This is a genomic window from Sporosarcina ureilytica, assembly GCF_001753205.1.
Lineage (GTDB): Bacteria > Bacillota > Bacilli > Bacillales_A > Planococcaceae > Sporosarcina > Sporosarcina ureilytica.
In genome coordinates this window covers 2,511,454-2,530,039 of sequence record NZ_CP017560.1, presented here as the reverse complement: position 1 = coordinate 2,530,039, position 18,586 = coordinate 2,511,454, and the positions used below count along the sequence as shown (strand labels likewise).

The window sequence follows — 18,586 nt, the reverse complement described above, 5'->3', positions numbered from 1 at the left end:
ATTTATGCATATTGTAGGAAATCAACGAAAAGTGAGTGTATTGATAGGTGACATTACTCAATTTGCCGCTCAAAACAAAATCCGTATTTTCTAGTAGATATTACTTCAGAATGAGTATTTTCAATTAATTTCACTAGAAAATTTGCTTTTTATGAAAATCTGTTATACATTTTGCAACAGGTATTGTTTTTAGGAAGAACAATGAAACCTCTATTGAAGGAGGCAAAATTTATGGCAGATTATTTAGTAATAGTAGAGTCCCCTGCAAAAGCGAAAACAATTGAACGCTATTTAGGGAAGAAGTATATAGTTAGGGCATCATTAGGACATTTAAGAGACCTCCCCAAAAGTCAAATGGGCGTCGACACTGAAAATGAGTATGAACCGAAATATATAACAATCCGAGGGAAAGGCCCGATACTTCAAGAATTAAGGAAAGATGCAAAGAAAGTAAAGAAAATTTATCTAGCAGCTGACCCCGACAGAGAAGGGGAAGCAATTGCTTGGCATTTAGCTTTTCAACTAGGCGTCGATATTGAATCGAATTGCCGTGTTGTCTTTAATGAAATTACAAAAGAAGCGATTAAAGAATCTTTTAAAAATCCACGACCGATAGATATGGATCTTGTTGATTCACAGCAAGCACGTAGAATCCTTGATCGTCTAGTTGGGTATAATATCAGCCCGATACTATGGAAGAAAGTAAAGAAGGGACTTTCGGCTGGACGCGTTCAATCCGTAGCGTTGCGACTCATTATTGATCGTGAAAACGAGATTAACGCTTTTGAACCAGAAGAATATTGGAGCATAGGTGCGCAGTTTAAAAAAGGGCGTTCCAAATTTGAAGCAGCTTATTATGGCAATATGAAAAAGAAGTTAGGCTTAGCGAACAAAGAAGAAGTAGACGCTGTGCTTGGCCAGCTACAAGGCGATAGCTTTGAAGTTCACGATGTAGTTAAGAGGGAACGAAAAAGAAATCCTGCGTTGCCGTTTACGACGTCGTCACTTCAACAAGAAGCGGCACGTAAATTAAACTTCCGAGCTCGCAAAACGATGATGATTGCCCAACAGTTATACGAAGGAATAACGATTGACAAAGAAACTGTAGGACTCATTACGTATATGAGAACCGATTCTACTAGAATTGCAGATAGTGCAAAAGAAGAGTCCATTGCTTTCATCGAAAAGATGTATGGCAAGGAGTATTTATCAGCGGGTCCAAATAAAACAGCGAAAAAGAATACGAATACACAAGATGCACACGAAGCAATTCGTCCAACGTCTGTAATGCGTCCTCCTGCGGCAATGAAGGCGTTTCTATCACGTGATCAGTATCGATTATATAAATTGATATGGGAACGATTAGTCGCAAGTCAGATGGCACCAGCAGTGTTAGACACTATGAGAGTAGACTTGGTGAATGGCGATGTGAAATTCAGAGCAACAGGGTCACAAGTGAAGTTTGATGGATTTATGAAAGTTTATGTAGAAGGCGATGATGATAACAAGGAAGAAAAAGATCGCATTCTACCTCCACTTGAAAAGGGGGAACATCTCAAGTTTGATGAGATAGATCCGAAACAACACTTTACGCAGCCGCCACCGAGATATACTGAAGCAAGACTTGTACGTACGCTTGAAGAGTTAGGGATAGGTCGTCCCTCCACTTTTGCGCCTACGCTTGACACGATTCAACGTAGAGGGTATGTTACACTTGATGCAAGGAGATTCATCCCGACAGAATTAGGGACGATTGTACACAATGCAGTCAATGAATTTTTCCCGGATATTATCGATGTAGAGTTTACCGCGCAAATGGAAAAAGAACTTGATGATATTGAAGAAGGTAAGAAAAAATGGATTAAGGTTATCGATGATTTCTATAAAGATTTTGAAAAGCATGTTGAATTTGCAGATGCTGAGATGGAGAAAATCGAAATTAAAGACGAACCAGCTGGAGAAGATTGTGAGAAGTGCGGCGAACCAATGGTTTATAAACTTGGCCGTTATGGAAAGTTTATGGCTTGTTCAGGCTTCCCGGACTGTCGCAACACGAAAGCAATTATGAAGCCAATTGGTGTCACTTGTCCGACATGTAAAGAAGGACAAGTTGTTGAACGGAAAAGTAAAACTCGACGTACTTTTTACGGTTGTGACCAGTATCCAGAATGTGAATACGTCTCCTGGGATAAACCAGTTGCAAGACCTTGTCCAAAATGTGACAGCACACTCGTTGAAAAGAAATCGAAAAAAGGCGTTCGCATACAATGTACGGAATGTGAATATAAAGAAGATATACAGTAAGTTTGGCTATCAAGATGGGGGGCTACGGCTCCTCTTTTTTGTGCGGGGAATTAAATGAAAAAGAGGAACCTTTTAGTCTTGACAAGTATAAGTTGAAAGGGAAGGCAGTCTAAGTGCGCGACTTCTAAATAAGTGCCATAATTTCTGTAAAGTTCGCAGAAATACGGCAAATCGAACCCTGGTGCTGTTCGATTCGCAACGACTGCATGACCTACATCCTGTAGGCCCGCGTTTTTGGCCACATAGTTGAATTTCTTATGACCCGAGAGACTGGCGTCCAGAGCTGGATGATAACAAAAGACTGGCGTCCAGAGCTGGATGATAACAAAAGCTCAGGGCGCCGTTTAGCCTAGATAGGTATTGATCCGTCACGAACGGTCAGCACCTTAGTGGAAATCAACCTCGTTTCAGTTTTAACCTGATTATTTCTGTAAATGAAATTGACGCTAGTAATTATCAATGATTCCTCTTATTTAAAAGAAGGATGTACACAAAATAAAAAAATCTAAATTCAAATTGTTTATAGTTGATGTTTATTAAACATTTATTGTATAGTGAACTGTGGCGACTTCCGAATATAAAAACAAGTCTGCATCTTCTTGGAAGAGATTTCTAGAAAAATACATGAATGTAAAGTTTGGAATAGGGTATAAAGCTTTGTACTATGCAAATGTAATACTATTTTGTTATAATCATTAAGGTTTTCACAAGGAGTGAATGACGTGGTAGTCAAACCTTCAGTAGTTCGTGAAGAATATATGATGTACATACAGCTTGAACGTAATTATTCATCAAACACCGCTACTGAATATGCAACTGACATCGATGAATTTCTTGCTTTTCTCACGGTAGAAGGGATTCGTGATTTAAACAATGTTACGTATACAGAAGCACGACTTTATGCAACGACCTTATATAACAACGGTTTAGCTAGAACATCAATCTCGAGAAAGATTTCCTCGGTTCGGTCATTTTTTAAGTTTGCTAACGCCCGTTATGGTGTGAATGATCACGCGTTCGCATCACTCCATCACCCTAAAAAACAAGAAAAATTACCTGCATTTTTTTATGAGCAGGAAATGGAGATGTTATTTGCGGCGTGTGAAGGAACGGACGCGAAATCATTACGCGATTATGCGATATTGGAACTGCTTTATGCGACAGGCATGCGTGTGAGTGAACTCACATCGCTAAAAACTAGTGACGTTGATAACGAGTTAGGCATTGTAAAGGTAATGGGAAAAGGAAGAAAAGAACGCTATATCCCATTTGGTAGTTTTGCAGAAGAGGCACTCTTCACCTATCAAGAACAGAGTCGTTCTCGGCTTATGAAGCAACAAGAACACGATAGCTTATTTGTGAACTTACGTGGCAAGCCTTTAACTGATCGAGGGGTTCGACATATCTTAACCTCGATAATGGAACGTGCGTCACTGCATTCGAAAATCTATCCACATATGTTACGTCACACATTCGCAACACATCTTCTTGCGAATGGTGCTGATATGAGGTCGGTGCAAGAACTTTTAGGACATTCTCATCTCTCTTCGACGCAAGTGTATACACATATAACGAAAGACCATTTAAGAAAAACATATATGAATACTCACCCGAGAGCATAGGAGGCTAAAAAATGGAATTCCATGCAACTACGATATTTGCAGTGCGCCATAACGGTGAATGTGCCATGTCTGGAGACGGCCAAGTAACTGTAGGCAATGCGGTCGTGATGAAACATACCGCAAAGAAAGTCCGCAGAATATTTGGTGGAAAGGTTCTAGCTGGTTTTGCTGGTTCTGTTGCGGATGCATTTACTTTATTTGATTTATTCGAAGGTAAATTAACGGAGTACAACGGTAATCTACAAAGAGCTGCTGTTGAACTTGCGAAGCAATGGCGTGGTGACAGAGTGCTGCGTAAGCTAGAGGCGATGTTACTCGTTATGGACAAAGACGAATTGCTTTTAGTATCTGGGACGGGAGAAGTAATCGGACCTGACGATGGTATTCTTGCAATCGGATCAGGCGGTCATTATGCGCTTGCTGCAGGCCGTGCACTTAAGAAGTATAGCGGTCAGTCATTAACGGCTGAAGAAATCGCGAAAGCAGCTCTACAAACTGCTGCAGAAATATGTGTCTATACGAATGATCAGATTATTGTGGAGGTACTATAATGGCGAATCGAAATGAATTAACCCCTAAGGAACTTACGGCGCATTTGGATCGTTATATTATTGGCCAAGAAAATGCGAAGCGTGCTGTTGCGGTAGCAATTCGAAATCGATATAGAAGAAGTTTGTTGTCTGACGAAGAAAAAAATGAAATTATTCCGAAGAACATTCTGATGATTGGACCGACTGGTGTGGGGAAGACAGAAATTGCAAGAAGAATCGCCAAGCTAGTCAACGCACCGTTTTTAAAAGTAGAAGCGACGAAGTTTACTGAAGTCGGTTATGTTGGCCGTGACGTTGAATCCATGGTTAGAGACTTAACGGAAGTGGGCGTTCGTATCGTTCGAGCGGAAAAACGTGAAGAAGTTCGTGAGCAAGCAACGAAACTTGCGAATGAAAAATTAGTGAAACTGCTCGTTCCTGAAATGAAAAAGCAAAGTAGTGGGCAAAACCCATTTGAAATGCTTTTTGGTCAAAAGCAAGAAGTTGATGAAACTGACCCTGTGAAAGAAGCAGAAGTTAGACGGAAGCGTTCTGACGTTGCTAGAAGTTTAGCGGCGGGAGAGTTAGAAGAACAAGAAGTAACAGTTGAATTAACAGAGCAACAACCCTCACTTTATGATGCCTTCCAAGGTTCTGGCATGGAGCAAATGGGTGCGAATATGCAGGATGCTCTGTCGTCTTTAATGCCAAAAAAGAAAACGAAGCGCAAAATGAAAGTAAAGGATGCACGTCTCGTACTAGAAGCTGAAGAGGCAGATAAGTTAATCGACCATGATGAAATTGCGAGACGGGCAATTGAATTAACTGAGCAATCTGGGATTATATTTCTTGATGAAATGGATAAAATTGCACGAAGCGAAGGAAGCGGTGCTTCGGCTGATGTATCGCGTGAAGGTGTTCAAAGAGATATATTACCGATTGTTGAAGGCTCGACAGTCACAACGAAATATGGGGCCGTGAAGACGGATTTTATTCTTTTTATTGCTGCGGGTGCATTTCATATTGCGAAGCCTTCAGATATTATTCCTGAGTTGCAAGGAAGATTTCCAATTCGAGTGGAATTAGATAAATTATCGAAGGATGATTTCGAGCGTATTTTGAAAGAACCAGACTTTTCTCTCATTCGACAATATGAAAAATTGTTAAAAACTGAAAATGTTGTTTTAGATTTTACAGAAGAGGCTATAACTAAAATAGCGAAGATTGCATTTGAAGTGAATGATAATACAGAGAACATTGGTGCACGTCGTCTTCATACGATTATGGAGAAGTTGTTGGAAGAGCTTTCCTATGAAGCAGCTGATATAGGACCTACAACAATTAAAATCACCCCAGCTTATGTCGATGAAAAACTACAGGATATTGCACAAAACAAAGATTTGTCACAATTTATACTGTAAATCGACCTTATTGTTTTATTTAATGATTGAAAACCTTTAGAATATTCTATAACAATGTATGCAAAATTGAGGAGGAAGAAAACATATGTCATTATTAATAAAAACGCGTAAAATTAACGCTATGCTACAAGAATCAGGTGGAGAAGCGGTCAACTTCAAGGAAATGGCTGAAAAACTAGGTTCAGTTATTGAATCAAACGTGTTTATCGTAAGCAGAAGAGGTAAACTACTTGGATTTGAAATTCATCAACAAATTGAAAACGATCGAATGAAGGAAATGTTTGAAAATCGTCAATTCCCAGCAGAATATACGCAAAAGCTTTTTGAAGTTAGAGAAACATCTTCTAACTTAGATATCGAAAGCACATACACTGCTTTCCCAGTGGAAAACAAAGAACTGTTTAAAGATGGACTAACGACAATTGTTCCAATTATGGGCGGCGGTGAGCGCTTAGGCACACTTCTACTAGCAAGAATGACGGAGCAGTTTAATGATGATGATTTAATTCTTGCTGAATACGGTGCGACAGTTGTCGGGATGGAAATATTACGTGAAAAGTCTGAGGAAATTGAACTTGAAGCACGTAGTAAAGCAGTGGTTCAAATGGCAATTAACTCATTATCTTACAGTGAGCATGAAGCAATTGAGCATATCTTTAAAGAACTTGATGGCGAAGAAGGATTACTCGTTGCATCCAAAATTGCTGATCGAGTAGGAATCACACGTTCAGTCATCGTAAACGCACTCCGTAAACTAGAGAGTGCTGGCGTTATTGAATCTCGTTCATTAGGAATGAAAGGTACGTACATTAAAGTGTTAAATAATAAATTCCTTGCTGAGCTTGAAAAACAAAAATAATTAAATGTAAATTAAGGCACTTCTCCATACGCGGAGAAGTGTTTTTTTATTTAAGAGCAATGTCGAAAAATGTATTTTTAGGGGGATTGGCATGTTGTGTTTTAAAGAATAAAATCAAAATATTTATTGACTTATTTGGAATATCTTACTTGGGGGGACTTATTTGTAAATATCGACAAATGCTAATGTTTTGGTGAAATAGGTAGAAGTATACATGAATGGTGAAAATATTTAATAAATAGTGGCAAAAAGGCAATTTAGCACTAGTTAATTGTAATCTATTCATCTGGCAAGTATCGACAAAATACGCTATAATAGACTTATCTTAGTAAGGCATAAGTCATGGGAATTCCAGTCAAAACAATGGAAGAACAGGAGGGACGATATGAAGCTATTTGGACAGACGATATCTTCGCTGGAGCGGGGGCTTAATTACTCTGCGACTAAAGGGAAGGTTATTGCGCAAAACATTGCGAATGTTGATACGCCGAACTATAAAGCGAAGCGTGTTAAATTTAAGGAGTTTTTAGTAGATGCGCAAATGAATGAGCTCAGGGCATATAAAACAGAACATAAACATATGGACTTTCCAGAAAGAAATGTTCAACCTGGTGTATTTGACTATTCGAATTTTCGTTATAGACATGATGGTAATGGTGTCGATATGGACAAAGAGCAAGCTAATCTGGCCGAAAACCAAATTTATTATAATGCATTAGTAGACCGACTGAATGGAAAGTTCAACACGTTACAAAATGTGATTAAAGGAGGACGCTAACGTTGGGGATATTTCATAGCCTAAATACGACGGCTTCGGCTTTAACTGCACAACGCTTACGAATGGATGTTATATCATCGAATTTGGCAAACGTGGATACAACACGAGGTCGGATGGTGAATGGTGAATGGCAACCATATCGTAGAAAAACAGTTACCCTCCAACCAAAGGGAACTCAATTTTCTTCGATGCTCCAAATGGCGATTGGCAAAACTCGTTCAGGTGACGTTGGGAACGGTGTTCAAATTTCAAGAATATCAGAAGATACAGAGACGCCGTTTAAATCTGTTTATGACCCATCGCATCCAGATGCGAATGCACAAGGATATGTACAAATGCCAAATGTTGACCCACTACGGGAAATGGTGAATTTAATGTCGGCTACACGTTCTTATGAAGCAAACGTCACAGTATTTAATGCCAATAAATCAATGCTTATGAAAGCATTAGAAATCGGTAAGTAGTAAATATTAGGGAGTTGTCTGTGTGAATATACAATCCGTTTTAATGAAAGCGCCTACTGCATCTTTGCAAGGTGTTCAAAATAATTCGAAACTTACCTCTTATGAAGCGCAGCAAAGCTTTGGTAGTTTCTTAAAAGAGGCAATCAACAATACGAATGTTCAACAAATTGAGTCTGATTTATTAACGAAAAAATTAGTACATGGTGAGAATGTTAATCTTCATGAAGTGATGATAGCTGCACAAAAAGCTTCGATTTCATTAAACGCAACGATGGAAGTAAGAAATAAAGTAGTAGAAGCCTATCAAGAAATCATCCGGATGCCAGTCTAATCCAAGTGGAATATTTCTTTGTCTTTTTTAAAAACATAAGTATATGAGCTCTGTAAGTAACCATAACGAAGTTAGATTATGACGAGATGTAACAAGTTGTCAATCGTCCTTAACATTTCATATGCTTATGTAAAGTTAGACTTGTCAAGAAGTTTTAAATGAAAGATGTATGTGGACCGGGGGATTACGATGAATGAAAGATTTGCGAAAACCAAAAATGATATACAGGCATTTTGGTCAAGTCGCTCTAAAAAACAAAAAACTACATATGGCGCCTCGCTAATAGCGGTCATTATCATCGCGGCTACAATAACCTTTTTCCTCTCTAGAACAGAGTATGTCCCGCTTTATACAGATGTATCGATAGCAGAAATTGGCCGCATTAAAGAACAGTTAGATATGCTTGGTGTTCAAAGTCAAATTGCTCCTGGTGGAACGTCGATTTTAGTGCCAAAAGAACGGGTGGACGATTTATTAGTTACACTTGCTGCTGAAGGATATCCAAGCACGGGAACGATTGACTACTCTTTTTTCTCAAACAATGCAGGATTTGGTATGACGGATAATGAGTTCAATGTGATTAAGCTTGCATCTATGCAAACCGAGCTCGCGAATCTAATGAAAGGTATTGAAGGTGTTAAAGATGCAAAAGTAATGCTGACGTTGCCTAGTGAAAATGTTTTTCTAAATGATCATAACCAACGCGCAAGTGCGGCGATTATATTGAATACAAATCCCGGACATCAATTTAACGAATCACAAATTAACGCACTTTATAATTTAGTTTCTAAAAGCATTCCTAATCTTTCTAAAGAAGATATTGAAATTACAAACCAATACTTTGAGTATTTCGATTTAAAAACGGAAAAAGAACAATTCGGAACAAGTATTGCCGATCAAATCGCAGTTAAAAAGTCGATTGAAAGAGATTTGCAACGACAGGTTCAAATGATGCTTGGAACAATGATGGGACAAGACAAAGTCATAGTTTCAGTCACGACGGATATTGATTTCAAACTTGAAAATAGAGAAGAATCATTAGTTACGCCAGTAGATGAAGAGAGCATGGAGGGCATTGCACTAAGTGTTCAAAGAATCACTGAGTCATTTACAGGGAATACGCCAGTTGTAGGAGGAGAACCTCCTATGGATGACCCGACTGACAATAATACGAGCATTGGTGAATTCGCTGGTTCAAATGGAGATTATGAGCGAATTGAGGAAACGGTTAATCATGAAGTGAACAGGATTCGAAAAGAAATCGTTGAAAGTCCATATAAAATTCGAGATATCGGTATTCAAGTGATGGTTGAGCCGCCAGTCGCTGAAGATATGGCATCTATGCCAGTTGGTTTACAAGATGATATTGAGCAGATTTTAGCGACAATCATTCGTACTTCTATCGACAAAGAAGCAGCGGGAGAACTAACAAACAATGAGATAAATGAAAGAATCGTTGTATCGGTTCAACCGTTCAACGGTAAAGTAACGGCGTTCGATGCACCAAGCGTTAAAGTTCCGCTATGGATTTATATAGTAGGCGGCGCGTTGCTATTAATTATAATTGTGTTAGTCATCTTGTTTGTACGTAATCGTCGTGCCGCAGAAGAGGCAGAAGTTGAAGAGGTCATAGAAGGACAAGAAAAAGTGTTACACGTTGAAGATATTAACGAGGAACAAGAAACAGAAGGAACGTTACGCCGTAAACAGCTAGAAAAAATGGCTAAAGAAAAACCAGAGGAATTCGCCAAGTTATTACGTACTTGGATAGCGGAAGATTAAGGGGAGGAAAAGCATTGGTAAGAAAAGAAAAAGAATTGACAGGAAAACAAAAAGCTGCTCTACTCCTTATTTCTCTCGGGCCAGAAGTAGCGGCTTCTGTTTATAAAAACTTAAATGAAGAAGAAGTTGAGCGCTTAACATTGGAAATTTCTAGCGTGAAAAAAGTTGAATCCTCTGTGAAGGAAAAGATTATTGAAGAGTTTCATAATATTGCCATCGCTCAAGATTATATTTCGCAAGGTGGAATCGGGTATGCGAAAACTGTACTCGAAAAGGCACTTGGAAAAAATCATGCGCAGGCGATTATTAATCGATTGACATCATCTTTACATGTGCGACCTTTCCACTTCGCCAGGAATGCGGATCCTAGTCAATTGCTTAATTTCATTCAAAACGAACATCCACAGACCATTGCGCTTATCCTGTCTTATTTGAAAGCAGAACAAGCGGGGGTTATTTTGTCCTCTTTACCGCAAGAAATGCAGGCAGATATTGCTAGAAGGATCGCGACGATAGATTCAACATCCCCAGAAGTCATTGGCGAAATTGAAGCGATTTTGGAACGGAAACTTTCTTCAACAGTCACGCACGATTATTCAGAAACAGGCGGAGTGGATGCTGTTGTAGAAGTTCTGAATGGTGTAGACCGTGCTACGGAAAAAACAATTTTAGATGCGTTGGGAATCCAAGACCCAGACTTAGCGGAAGAAATCAAGAAGCGTATGTTTGTATTCGAGGATATTGTCACACTTGACAACCAATCTATTCAAAGAATTATTCGGGAGTGTGAAAACGAAGATCTAATTCTATCCCTTAAAGTATCAAGTGAAGATGTTCAAAAAGTTTTATTTAGCAATATGTCCGCTCGTATGGCTGAATCATTTAAAGAAGAAATTGAAATTATGGGACCGGTACGACTTCGAGATGTAGAGGAAGCGCAAACTAGAATTGTTAGCATTATACGCAGGCTCGAAGATTCAGGTGAGATTATAATCGCACGCGGTGGAGGGGACGACATCATTGTCTAATGTGTTTAAATCCTTTCAAGCTAGCGCTAAAGTACCGACCCGTCAAATTTCCATCCGGAATTTTAATAGGGTAGTAGAAGAAATCGTTGATGAATCTAATGCAATGGATTTAGTTTTATTAGAGCGAGAACGGCAATTAGAAAATGCACAAAAGTCGATGGAAGAAGAAAGAAAAAGCATTCAAAACATGAGACAGACTGCTGCTCAAGATATTGAAGCGATGCAATCGGCTTGGAAAGAGGAAAGAGCGCAATTAGAACAGCGGGCGTATGATGAAGGGTTTCAAATTGGCTTCACAGAAGGGCGCGATAAAGCTTTAGCGGATATGAAAGCGGCAATTGAACAGGCAAATAAAATAACCCAAAAATCAAAAGAAAGTGCAGAAGAGTACCAAGCAAGCCAAGAAAGAGTCATTTTGGAGTTAGCGTTGAGAGCTGCAGAACGAATCCTAAACGAAGCACTGGAAGAAGATGAAAACAAGTTTTTATCGGTTGTTAAAAAAGCCTTAATTGAAGTACGAGAAATGAAAGAAGTAAAACTTTATGTATCTGTGGACGATTACGGTTTAGTGTCAGCCAATCGTTCAGAGCTGGCAGCTATATTTCCGCCGGATACGCCATTTCTTATTTTTGCGAACGAAGATTTTGAAGCAACTGAATGTTATGTCGAAACGAATCACGGAAGAATCGTTGTCAGCATCGATGAACAATTAAATGAACTAAGAGAGAATTTGATTGAAATATTAGAAAGCGAGGATTGACGATGAGGAAAGCGGAAGAATTGACGGAATTTATCCCAACCATAAATACGTATAAGAAATTCGGTCGAGTCGTCCGCGTCGTCGGTCTGATGATTGAATCCCAAGGTCCTGAAAGTTCTATCGGTGATGTGTGCCGTATTCACTTGAACAATGGGCTAAAAGGTGAGACTACGATTATGGCGGAAGTAGTCGGTTTTCGTGAAGAAATCGTTATTCTTATGCCTTATACAGATATTCAAGATATTGCAAGTGGTTGCCTTGTTGAGGGAATTGGTAAACCACTAGAAATAAAAGTCGGTATGAATTTACTTGGCAAAGTGCTTGACTCCATGGGGAATCCAATGGACGGTAGCCAATTGCCAAGAGGATTGTCGACGGTTCGGACAGATTGTGAACCACCCAACGCGCTTAGTCGACCGCCTATCGATGACAAGCTAGAAGTCGGTGTCAAGGCGATTGATGGAATGTTGACAGTTGGGAATGGACAAAGGGTCGGTATATTTGCCGGTTCAGGAGTTGGTAAAAGTACGTTACTCGGGATGATTGCGCGTAATACAAAAGCTGATATTAATATTATCGCGCTTATCGGTGAGCGTGGACGCGAAGTGCGCGAATTCGTTGAGAGGGACCTTGGGCCAGAAGGATTAAAACGCTCGATTGTTGTCGCTGCAACATCCGATCAACCGGCCTTAATGCGAATAAAAGGTGCGTTCACGGCTACTGCAATTGCAGAGTATTTTCGCGATAAAGGGTTAAATGTCATGTTAATGATGGACTCCGTTACGAGAGTTGCGATGGCACAACGAGAAATTGGTTTAGCTGTCGGTGAACCGCCAGCGACTCGAGGTTATACCCCGTCAGTTTTTTCTATTTTGCCGAAGCTATTAGAAAGAACAGGTACGAATGAACACGGAGCGATAACCGCATTTTATACAGTACTTGTCGATGGTGACGATATGAATGAACCTATTGCAGATACGGTACGTGGGATTCTAGATGGTCATATTGTGTTGGATCGAGCGTTAGCAAATAAAGGTCAATATCCAGCAATCAATGTTTTGGGTAGTGTAAGCCGTTTGATGAATCATATTACAAGTCCAGAACACTTAAAAGCCGCCGAGAAATTAAGAGATTTATACTATACCTACAATAAATCTGAAGATCTGATTAATATTGGGGCATATAAACGCGGCACATCCCCAGAAGTAGATATGGCAATAGATTATGAACCGCTTATTACAAATTTCTTGAAACAAAGTTTTACCGATAATATTTCAATTGAAGACACAATAAACGAGCTAGTTGAACTTGGCGTAGGGGCTGGTATGTAATGAGAACTTATCATTATCGTTTTGAAAATGTCCTTACATATCGCGAACTAGAAAAAAGCGAAACGGAGATAGATTATCAAGCCGCTGTGGAATCTTTTGAAGAGATTGGTACTGAACTTTATGAGTTATTGAAGCAAAAAGAAACGACGATAATGAATCAACAAAAACAGATGGAAGAAGGATCTTCCATTAACGCTATCCACCATTACATGCGTTTTATTGATAGTCTTGAAAAGAAAATTGAAAGAGTGCAGCAACAAGTTATTAGAGCGCGTTCTAAGATGCAATTGTATGAACAGAAGTTATTAGAAAGAACGATGGAAGTTCGAAAGTTTGAAAAGATGAAAGAGAAAGATTGGGAAGAATATCAGCGTGACATGGAGTATCGTGAAGCGCAAAGGCTTGATGAGTTGTCTGCGCTGACTTTTCGTGGAAAAGAAAACGGGTGATTAAATGGTGAAAAATAAAAAGTTGGCAAAAAAAAGTTCGTCGAGTCATAAAGAAAAGTCATCAAATACGCTTCGAAACGTCATGATGATCATTCTCATTACACTAATGCTCACAACTGCTGTCGCGCTTGTACTCGCAAAGTTTAATAACGTAAATGTGTTTGAAGCCGTGAAAGAAATGACTGCAGAACTTCCTTTTGCGAATAAAGAAAAAGAAGATAAAACAGCTCAAAATGGCACTATTTTAGAGGACCGCGTCGTTACATTGCAAGCAGAAATTCATGAGAAAGAAGCAGAGGTCCATCAATTACAGCAACGGCTAGAAGCTTCAACAAGTGAAAATGAAGCTTTAATACTAGAACAAGAAAGATTGTTGGAGGAAATTGCGGAACTAAAGCGTGCAAACGACTCGACCAAACAAAAAGCAAGCGAAATGGTGACAACATTTGAAAAAATGTCCGCCAAATCTGCCGCGCCAGTCATAACTAAAATGAGTGATGCAGAAGCACTTCAAATACTTTCAAATTTAAAACCAGACAGACTTGCGGCAATATTAGAGAAGATGTCCCCAGAAGATGCTGCAAAATATACATCAATGATGACAAATTAATTAGGGGATTATTGTAAGGGGGTGAAAAATTGATTAACGGATTAATTATACCGACACAAATGCGGTTGGATAAAATGCCGTCAATGGAGGCAACTTCAAAGGTTGGAAGTGATGCGAATACTGGGGAATTTGGTTTAGTTCTTGCATCTTTAACTGCAAATAGTTCAATAGCAGTTCCGACATTAAACGAACCGAAATTCTCTAATGAAGACCTTGTCGAACTTCTACAAGTAACAAGCGTTGAAGAATTAATCGGATTGCTTGAAGAAATTGGTCAAGCACATAAAGAATTGCCAGAACTAATGGATGATCATTTGATCTTTCATGATGACAAGTTGCTAGGATGGTTAGCAGAAATAATTCCTAATTTGAACCAGTCGGATAAAGCGGATGAAATTCCAACTTTTGGAATTGGGGGATTAATGAATGCGGTATCCCTTAGAGAATTGTTAGAACAGCTAGAGGCATTAGGTCCAGAAATACTGGCAAGTTTTGAACAGGGAATTGGCGGACGAGCTCATCTGTCACAAGATGAAGCCATTACCTTAGTCGCTGTCCTAAAAATGGTAGCAATCGAAGGACCGAAATTAGATTTAACATTAAGGCAAGAACAGCAACTTTATTCGTTACAAGGGATGCTGAAAATTTTAGGAGAAGCCTTAAATGTTAGCACTGAAAAAGCTCAACCGACACGAACGAGCACACTGCCATTTATGGAAACGAATGTTACTAATCAGATTAAAGTACAGGCAAGTGAATTAACAGGACAATCAGTTACGCATTCGATTTTAACAGCAACACGATTGGATGGCGGAGATGTTGTTAATGGAACGCAACAAAACAGTCGTGCAGAAGAATTACTGCGTGAACTGCAAAATGTGCTTAAGCGTTCAAATCTTGGTCAAACAGGTGGGACAAATCGAATTTCCGTCAGGTTATATCCTGAGCATTTAGGACAGCTAAGAATTGAACTATTGCAAACAAATGGAGTTCTTACCGCGCGTATTTTAGCGTCTAGCGCACTTGGGAAAGAAATGCTTGAAAACCATTTACATCAATTAAGAAATACTTTCTTCCAGCAAAATATTCAAGTAGAGCGTATTGAAATTTCTCAAATGCTAAATGAGACTCCACAACATGAACGGGAGCAGTCATTTGGGCAGCAGTTTAAACAGGAGCAAGAAAATTCAAATGAGCAAAAAAGCGATCAAAGTGACGAAGGTCATATGACCTTTGAAGAATATATGATTCAATTGGAGGTGTAAATAATGGTGAATATGAGCGGGCAGTCCCCGATAACAAACGAGATGTATTTAATTAATAAAAAGCGTGATGAACGGAAAACAGGCGATGGCACGTTAGGAAAAGATGATTTTTTAAAAATCTTAATCGCTCAATTGCAAAACCAGGACCCGACAAATCCGATGCAAGATAAAGAGTTTATGGCACAAATGGCACAGTTTTCAGCGTTAGAACAGACGATGAACTTAACGAAGGCATTCGAGAAATTTGCCGAAACACAAAACCAATCACAATTAATTCAATACAATAGCTTTGTCGGAAAAAATGTAAAGTGGCATGAAATTGAACATGATAAAAGCGGTAATCCAATCATTGGAGAAGACGGAAAACCGGTTGTCAATGAAGGAAATGGCAGAATCACTTCTGTGAAATTTGTCAATGGTTCAGTTGTCTTTACGATGAGTGATGGGAAAGAGTTGACACCTGGCAATATTTCTGAAGTCCTTGCTGGTGCATCGAGTGGGAACAATCTTGTTGAAGCAAGTATGCTTATCGGTAAAAAAGTAAGTTATCAAGCCGATGACGTTGAAAAATCTGGTGTTGTCGTATCAGTTGCTAATAAAGACGGCAAACTCGAATATATTTTAGGCGACGACAGCCGAATTACAGACAATCAACTTATATCCATAAGTCAATAAGAGGATGGAGTGGTGGAATGAATAACATTAACTTACACCGTATTCCTTCACAACCGATCATACATAGTCAAACACCTAAAAGAATCGAAGACCCACAAAAACAATCGTTTAGTGAACTTTTAATAAAAGCTACTACATCTACAGCTAGCTTAAAAGTTAGTAAACACGCGAGTGAACGGTTGGAAGAAAGAAATATTACAATTTCTGAAACAGAATGGGAACGTGTTTCGACGAAAGTGAATGAAGCCAAAGCAAAGGGAGTTAAGGAATCCCTAGTATTACTGGATCAAGCAGCACTTATCGTAAGTGCGAAAAACGCAACGGTCATCACTGCAATGGATCGTTCAGAGGCGAAAGACCAATTATTTACGAATATTGACGGCACAATTGTACTTAGCTAAATCGGCAGGACCTTAACAGGATGCCATCGTACCGCCGACCGATTGAAGCGGTACACTCAAAATTGAGAGGGGAAATTTACTAATGTTAAGATCAATGTACTCGGGAATTACAGGACTCCGTAACTTCCAAACAAAATTGGATGTTATCGGGAATAATATCTCAAACGTTAACACGTATGGATTTAAAAAAGGACGAACTGTTTTTAAAGATTTGGTCTCACAGACATTGGCCGGCGCATCAGCACCAACGGATAACCGTGGTGGAGTAAACCCTAGACAAGTTGGACTTGGGTCACAAATTGCAGCGATTGATACGCTGCATGGGCAAGGGTCTACTCAGTTTACAGGTAATACGTTAGACCTTGCGATTACTGGAGATGGTTTTTTCAAAGTAACAGATGGAAGTGAAGCAGTCTATACACGCGCTGGAAATTTCTATATGGATAGAGATGGCCATTTAGTTGATGGCGACGGTAGACTTGTGCAAGGGTTGAATGTCAGTCTCAATACAACGAATAATACTATGGAATTGGTTGGTCTAGCACAACCATATGACCCTACCCAGTACGGTGAAATTAAAATTCCTACCACCGCGTCTTCTATGTCAATTGGTCAAGACGGTACGGTTTATTATGTGGATTATCCAGTTACTGGTATTGATGGAAGTGGAAATATGACATTTGATACAGATGCAGATGCGGTTCTTCATGTTGCCGGTAAAATCGAAGTTACAAAATTTGCTAACCCAGCTGGCCTTGAAAAGATTGGTGGAAACTTATTCCGCGCGTCAGCGAACTCTGGAGAAGCCGTGAATGGTTTTGCAACTGGCCAAGGTTTCGGTACAATCGAATCCGGCTTCCTAGAAATGTCCAATGTTGACCTTGCTGAAGAATTCACAGAAATGATTGTTGCACAACGTGGTTTCCAGGCGAATACAAGAATTATTACGACGTCTGATGAAATTCTGCAGGAACTAGTAAACTTAAAACGTTAACAGGTAGATTTATATAAAGGTATCTCCGTTGATTGGAGTGGAGAGCGGCGACTCCTGTGGGATTAGCGAAAGCCGTCACGAAGAACGGCTTTTGCGAATAAAAGCGAAGCGTTATGAGCAGGAGTGTTCATCGGATGCCTTAATTTCTGCAAAAAAAACGCAAATACGGCAAATCGCAATCTATGCTTTGCTAGCTGGGTACCAGGCACTGCCACAATTTGCGGGAGGCCGCAAATGGATATCAGTGCCTGGTATCAGGAAGTACCAAACAAAGGAGGGTCGGGCCGGCTCTATGCCCGGCCCCTAATATATGATTAAAGTTACACGATTAAACGGAACGACATTTACACTCAATGCGCTTTACATAGAAAAAATTGAGTCGTTTCATGATACGACAATCACATTAACAACAGGCAACAAATACATAGTAAAAGACTCTATGGAAGATATCCAACAGAGAATTATGGAGTTTTATCAAACGGTTCAATTACTATCGAATCCGTATGTCAGGGGGGAAGAAGAAATTGAAGAATAAATTCCTCACAATTACACTTATTATTCTTGTCACAATCACATTAGTCGCTGTCATCATACTAGCTCTTGCGTGGCAGTTAAATAAGAATGGAGATTCTGATAAGGATACTGGAACTGGAACGACCATTGATGAGATTATCGAGTCATCTGTAGATATACCAGAGATCACAACAAATTTAGCAGGAAGACAATTTATCCGCATTTCATTGAAAATTCAAACGAATAGCAAGCAAGCCGCTGAGGAATTAGAAAAACGAGAATTTCAAGTGAAAAATATAGTTATTCATGAACTTTCAGAAATTACACGAGAAGAACTTGAAGGGAAAACCGGTAAGCAAGCTTTTGAATCAACCATTCAATCATTACTAAATCCGCTCATTCAATCCGGTGAAATAGAGCGCGTTTATATCGTCTCTAATATCATTCAATAAAATACATGAGGAGGTGG

Annotated in this window: 20 protein-coding genes; all 20 read left to right on the top strand. The window is 39.4% G+C overall.

Annotated elements, in window-relative coordinates; all coding sequences use genetic code 11:
- Positions 1–231: 231 nt before the first annotated feature.
- The 20 genes from topA (at position 232) to fliL (ending at position 18,569) form a co-directional block, all read left to right on the top strand.
- Positions 232–2,304, top strand: a complete 2,073-nt coding sequence (gene topA, locus BI350_RS12550; RefSeq protein ID WP_075528434.1) for a type I DNA topoisomerase — start codon at positions 232–234, stop codon at positions 2,302–2,304.
- A gap of 722 nt (positions 2,305–3,026) precedes the next feature.
- A complete protein-coding gene (gene xerC, locus BI350_RS12545) occupies positions 3,027–3,926 on the top strand; it encodes a tyrosine recombinase XerC (RefSeq protein WP_425423230.1) in 900 nt (299 codons plus the stop codon).
- 11 nt (positions 3,927–3,937) lie between these two features.
- Complete coding sequence (gene hslV, locus BI350_RS12540) at positions 3,938–4,477, top strand: ATP-dependent protease subunit HslV (RefSeq protein ID WP_075528433.1); 540 nt, start codon at positions 3,938–3,940, stop codon at positions 4,475–4,477.
- Complete coding sequence (gene hslU / locus BI350_RS12535) at positions 4,477–5,877, top strand: ATP-dependent protease ATPase subunit HslU (RefSeq protein ID WP_075528432.1); 1,401 nt, start codon at positions 4,477–4,479, stop codon at positions 5,875–5,877. The genes hslV and hslU overlap by 1 nt, the downstream gene beginning before the upstream one ends.
- A gap of 85 nt (positions 5,878–5,962) precedes the next feature.
- A complete protein-coding gene (gene codY, locus BI350_RS12530; RefSeq protein ID WP_075528431.1) occupies positions 5,963–6,736 on the top strand; it encodes a GTP-sensing pleiotropic transcriptional regulator CodY in 774 nt (257 codons plus the stop codon).
- Between the two features lie 385 nt (positions 6,737–7,121).
- Entirely contained in the window at positions 7,122–7,514 is a 393-nt protein-coding gene (gene flgB / locus BI350_RS12525; protein ID WP_075528430.1) for a flagellar basal body rod protein FlgB, read from the top strand.
- 2 nt (positions 7,515–7,516) lie between these two features.
- Positions 7,517–7,978 carry a flagellar basal body rod protein FlgC gene (gene flgC / locus BI350_RS12520; protein WP_075528429.1) on the top strand — a complete coding sequence of 154 codons (462 nt, stop codon included), beginning with the start codon at positions 7,517–7,519 and terminating at the stop codon, positions 7,976–7,978.
- A gap of 43 nt (positions 7,979–8,021) precedes the next feature.
- Positions 8,022–8,309 carry a flagellar hook-basal body complex protein FliE gene (gene fliE, locus BI350_RS12515; protein ID WP_082295180.1) on the top strand — a complete coding sequence of 96 codons (288 nt, stop codon included), beginning with the start codon at positions 8,022–8,024 and terminating at the stop codon, positions 8,307–8,309.
- A gap of 189 nt (positions 8,310–8,498) precedes the next feature.
- The gene (fliF, locus tag BI350_RS12510) at positions 8,499–10,091 is read left to right on the top strand and encodes a flagellar basal-body MS-ring/collar protein FliF (RefSeq protein WP_075528427.1); all 1,593 of its coding nucleotides are present in this window, start codon (positions 8,499–8,501) and stop codon (positions 10,089–10,091) included.
- Between the two features lie 14 nt (positions 10,092–10,105).
- The gene (gene fliG, locus BI350_RS12505) at positions 10,106–11,119 is read left to right on the top strand and encodes a flagellar motor switch protein FliG (RefSeq protein ID WP_075528426.1); all 1,014 of its coding nucleotides are present in this window, start codon (positions 10,106–10,108) and stop codon (positions 11,117–11,119) included.
- A 1-nt stretch (position 11,120) separates the two neighbouring features.
- A complete protein-coding gene (gene fliH, locus BI350_RS12500; RefSeq protein WP_245698344.1) occupies positions 11,121–11,879 on the top strand; it encodes a flagellar assembly protein FliH in 759 nt (252 codons plus the stop codon).
- A 2-nt stretch (positions 11,880–11,881) separates the two neighbouring features.
- On the top strand, positions 11,882–13,210 hold the full coding sequence (gene fliI / locus BI350_RS12495; protein ID WP_075528424.1) for a flagellar protein export ATPase FliI: 1,329 nt from the start codon (positions 11,882–11,884) through the stop codon (positions 13,208–13,210).
- Positions 13,210–13,659 carry a flagellar export protein FliJ gene (gene fliJ, locus BI350_RS12490; RefSeq protein ID WP_075528423.1) on the top strand — a complete coding sequence of 150 codons (450 nt, stop codon included), beginning with the start codon at positions 13,210–13,212 and terminating at the stop codon, positions 13,657–13,659. Before fliI ends, fliJ begins: the two co-directional genes overlap by 1 nt.
- Positions 13,660–13,666: 7 nt before the next feature.
- Positions 13,667–14,269, top strand: coding sequence for a MotE family protein (locus tag BI350_RS12485; RefSeq protein WP_168157269.1), 603 nt, complete (start codon positions 13,667–13,669; stop codon positions 14,267–14,269).
- Positions 14,270–14,298: 29 nt separating this feature from the next.
- Positions 14,299–15,534: a flagellar hook-length control protein FliK gene (locus BI350_RS12480; RefSeq protein ID WP_075528421.1), complete on the top strand. Its 1,236-nt coding sequence runs from the start codon at positions 14,299–14,301 to the stop codon at positions 15,532–15,534.
- 3 nt (positions 15,535–15,537) lie between these two features.
- Positions 15,538–16,209, top strand: coding sequence for a flagellar hook assembly protein FlgD (gene flgD, locus BI350_RS12475; RefSeq protein WP_075528420.1), 672 nt, complete (start codon positions 15,538–15,540; stop codon positions 16,207–16,209).
- A 17-nt stretch (positions 16,210–16,226) separates the two neighbouring features.
- The gene (locus BI350_RS12470) at positions 16,227–16,610 is read left to right on the top strand and encodes a TIGR02530 family flagellar biosynthesis protein (RefSeq protein WP_075528419.1); all 384 of its coding nucleotides are present in this window, start codon (positions 16,227–16,229) and stop codon (positions 16,608–16,610) included.
- A gap of 82 nt (positions 16,611–16,692) precedes the next feature.
- Positions 16,693–17,604: a flagellar basal body rod protein FlgG gene (gene flgG, locus BI350_RS12465; protein ID WP_075528418.1), complete on the top strand. Its 912-nt coding sequence runs from the start codon at positions 16,693–16,695 to the stop codon at positions 17,602–17,604.
- A 310-nt stretch (positions 17,605–17,914) separates the two neighbouring features.
- Positions 17,915–18,139: a flagellar FlbD family protein gene (locus tag BI350_RS12455; protein ID WP_075528416.1), complete on the top strand. Its 225-nt coding sequence runs from the start codon at positions 17,915–17,917 to the stop codon at positions 18,137–18,139.
- Positions 18,129–18,569 (top strand): flagellar basal body-associated protein FliL, encoded by a 441-nt coding sequence (gene fliL / locus BI350_RS12450; protein WP_245698261.1) that lies wholly within the window; start codon positions 18,129–18,131, stop codon positions 18,567–18,569. The genes BI350_RS12455 and fliL overlap by 11 nt, the downstream gene beginning before the upstream one ends.
- The last annotated feature ends 17 nt before the right edge of the window (positions 18,570–18,586 follow it).

Excerpts from the sequence above, each read along its gene's own strand:
- topA (WP_075528434.1), top strand. The coding sequence starts at position 232 with ATGGCAGATTATTTAGTAATAGTAGAGTCCCCTGCAAAAGCGAAAACA.
- hslV (WP_075528433.1), top strand. The coding sequence starts at position 3,938 with ATGGAATTCCATGCAACTACGATATTTGCAGTGCGCCATAACGGTGAA.
- hslU (WP_075528432.1), top strand. The coding sequence starts at position 4,477 with ATGGCGAATCGAAATGAATTAACCCCTAAGGAACTTACGGCGCATTTG.
- codY (WP_075528431.1), top strand. The coding sequence starts at position 5,963 with ATGTCATTATTAATAAAAACGCGTAAAATTAACGCTATGCTACAAGAA.
- flgB (WP_075528430.1), top strand. The coding sequence starts at position 7,122 with ATGAAGCTATTTGGACAGACGATATCTTCGCTGGAGCGGGGGCTTAAT.
- fliE (WP_082295180.1), top strand. The coding sequence starts at position 8,022 with ATGAAAGCGCCTACTGCATCTTTGCAAGGTGTTCAAAATAATTCGAAA.
- fliF (WP_075528427.1), top strand. The coding sequence starts at position 8,499 with ATGAATGAAAGATTTGCGAAAACCAAAAATGATATACAGGCATTTTGG.
- fliI (WP_075528424.1), top strand. The coding sequence starts at position 11,882 with ATGAGGAAAGCGGAAGAATTGACGGAATTTATCCCAACCATAAATACG.
- fliJ (WP_075528423.1), top strand. The coding sequence starts at position 13,210 with ATGAGAACTTATCATTATCGTTTTGAAAATGTCCTTACATATCGCGAA.
- flgD (WP_075528420.1), top strand. The coding sequence starts at position 15,538 with ATGGTGAATATGAGCGGGCAGTCCCCGATAACAAACGAGATGTATTTA.
- BI350_RS12470 (WP_075528419.1), top strand. The coding sequence starts at position 16,227 with ATGAATAACATTAACTTACACCGTATTCCTTCACAACCGATCATACAT.
- flgG (WP_075528418.1), top strand. The coding sequence starts at position 16,693 with ATGTTAAGATCAATGTACTCGGGAATTACAGGACTCCGTAACTTCCAA.
- BI350_RS12455 (WP_075528416.1), top strand. The coding sequence starts at position 17,915 with ATGATTAAAGTTACACGATTAAACGGAACGACATTTACACTCAATGCG.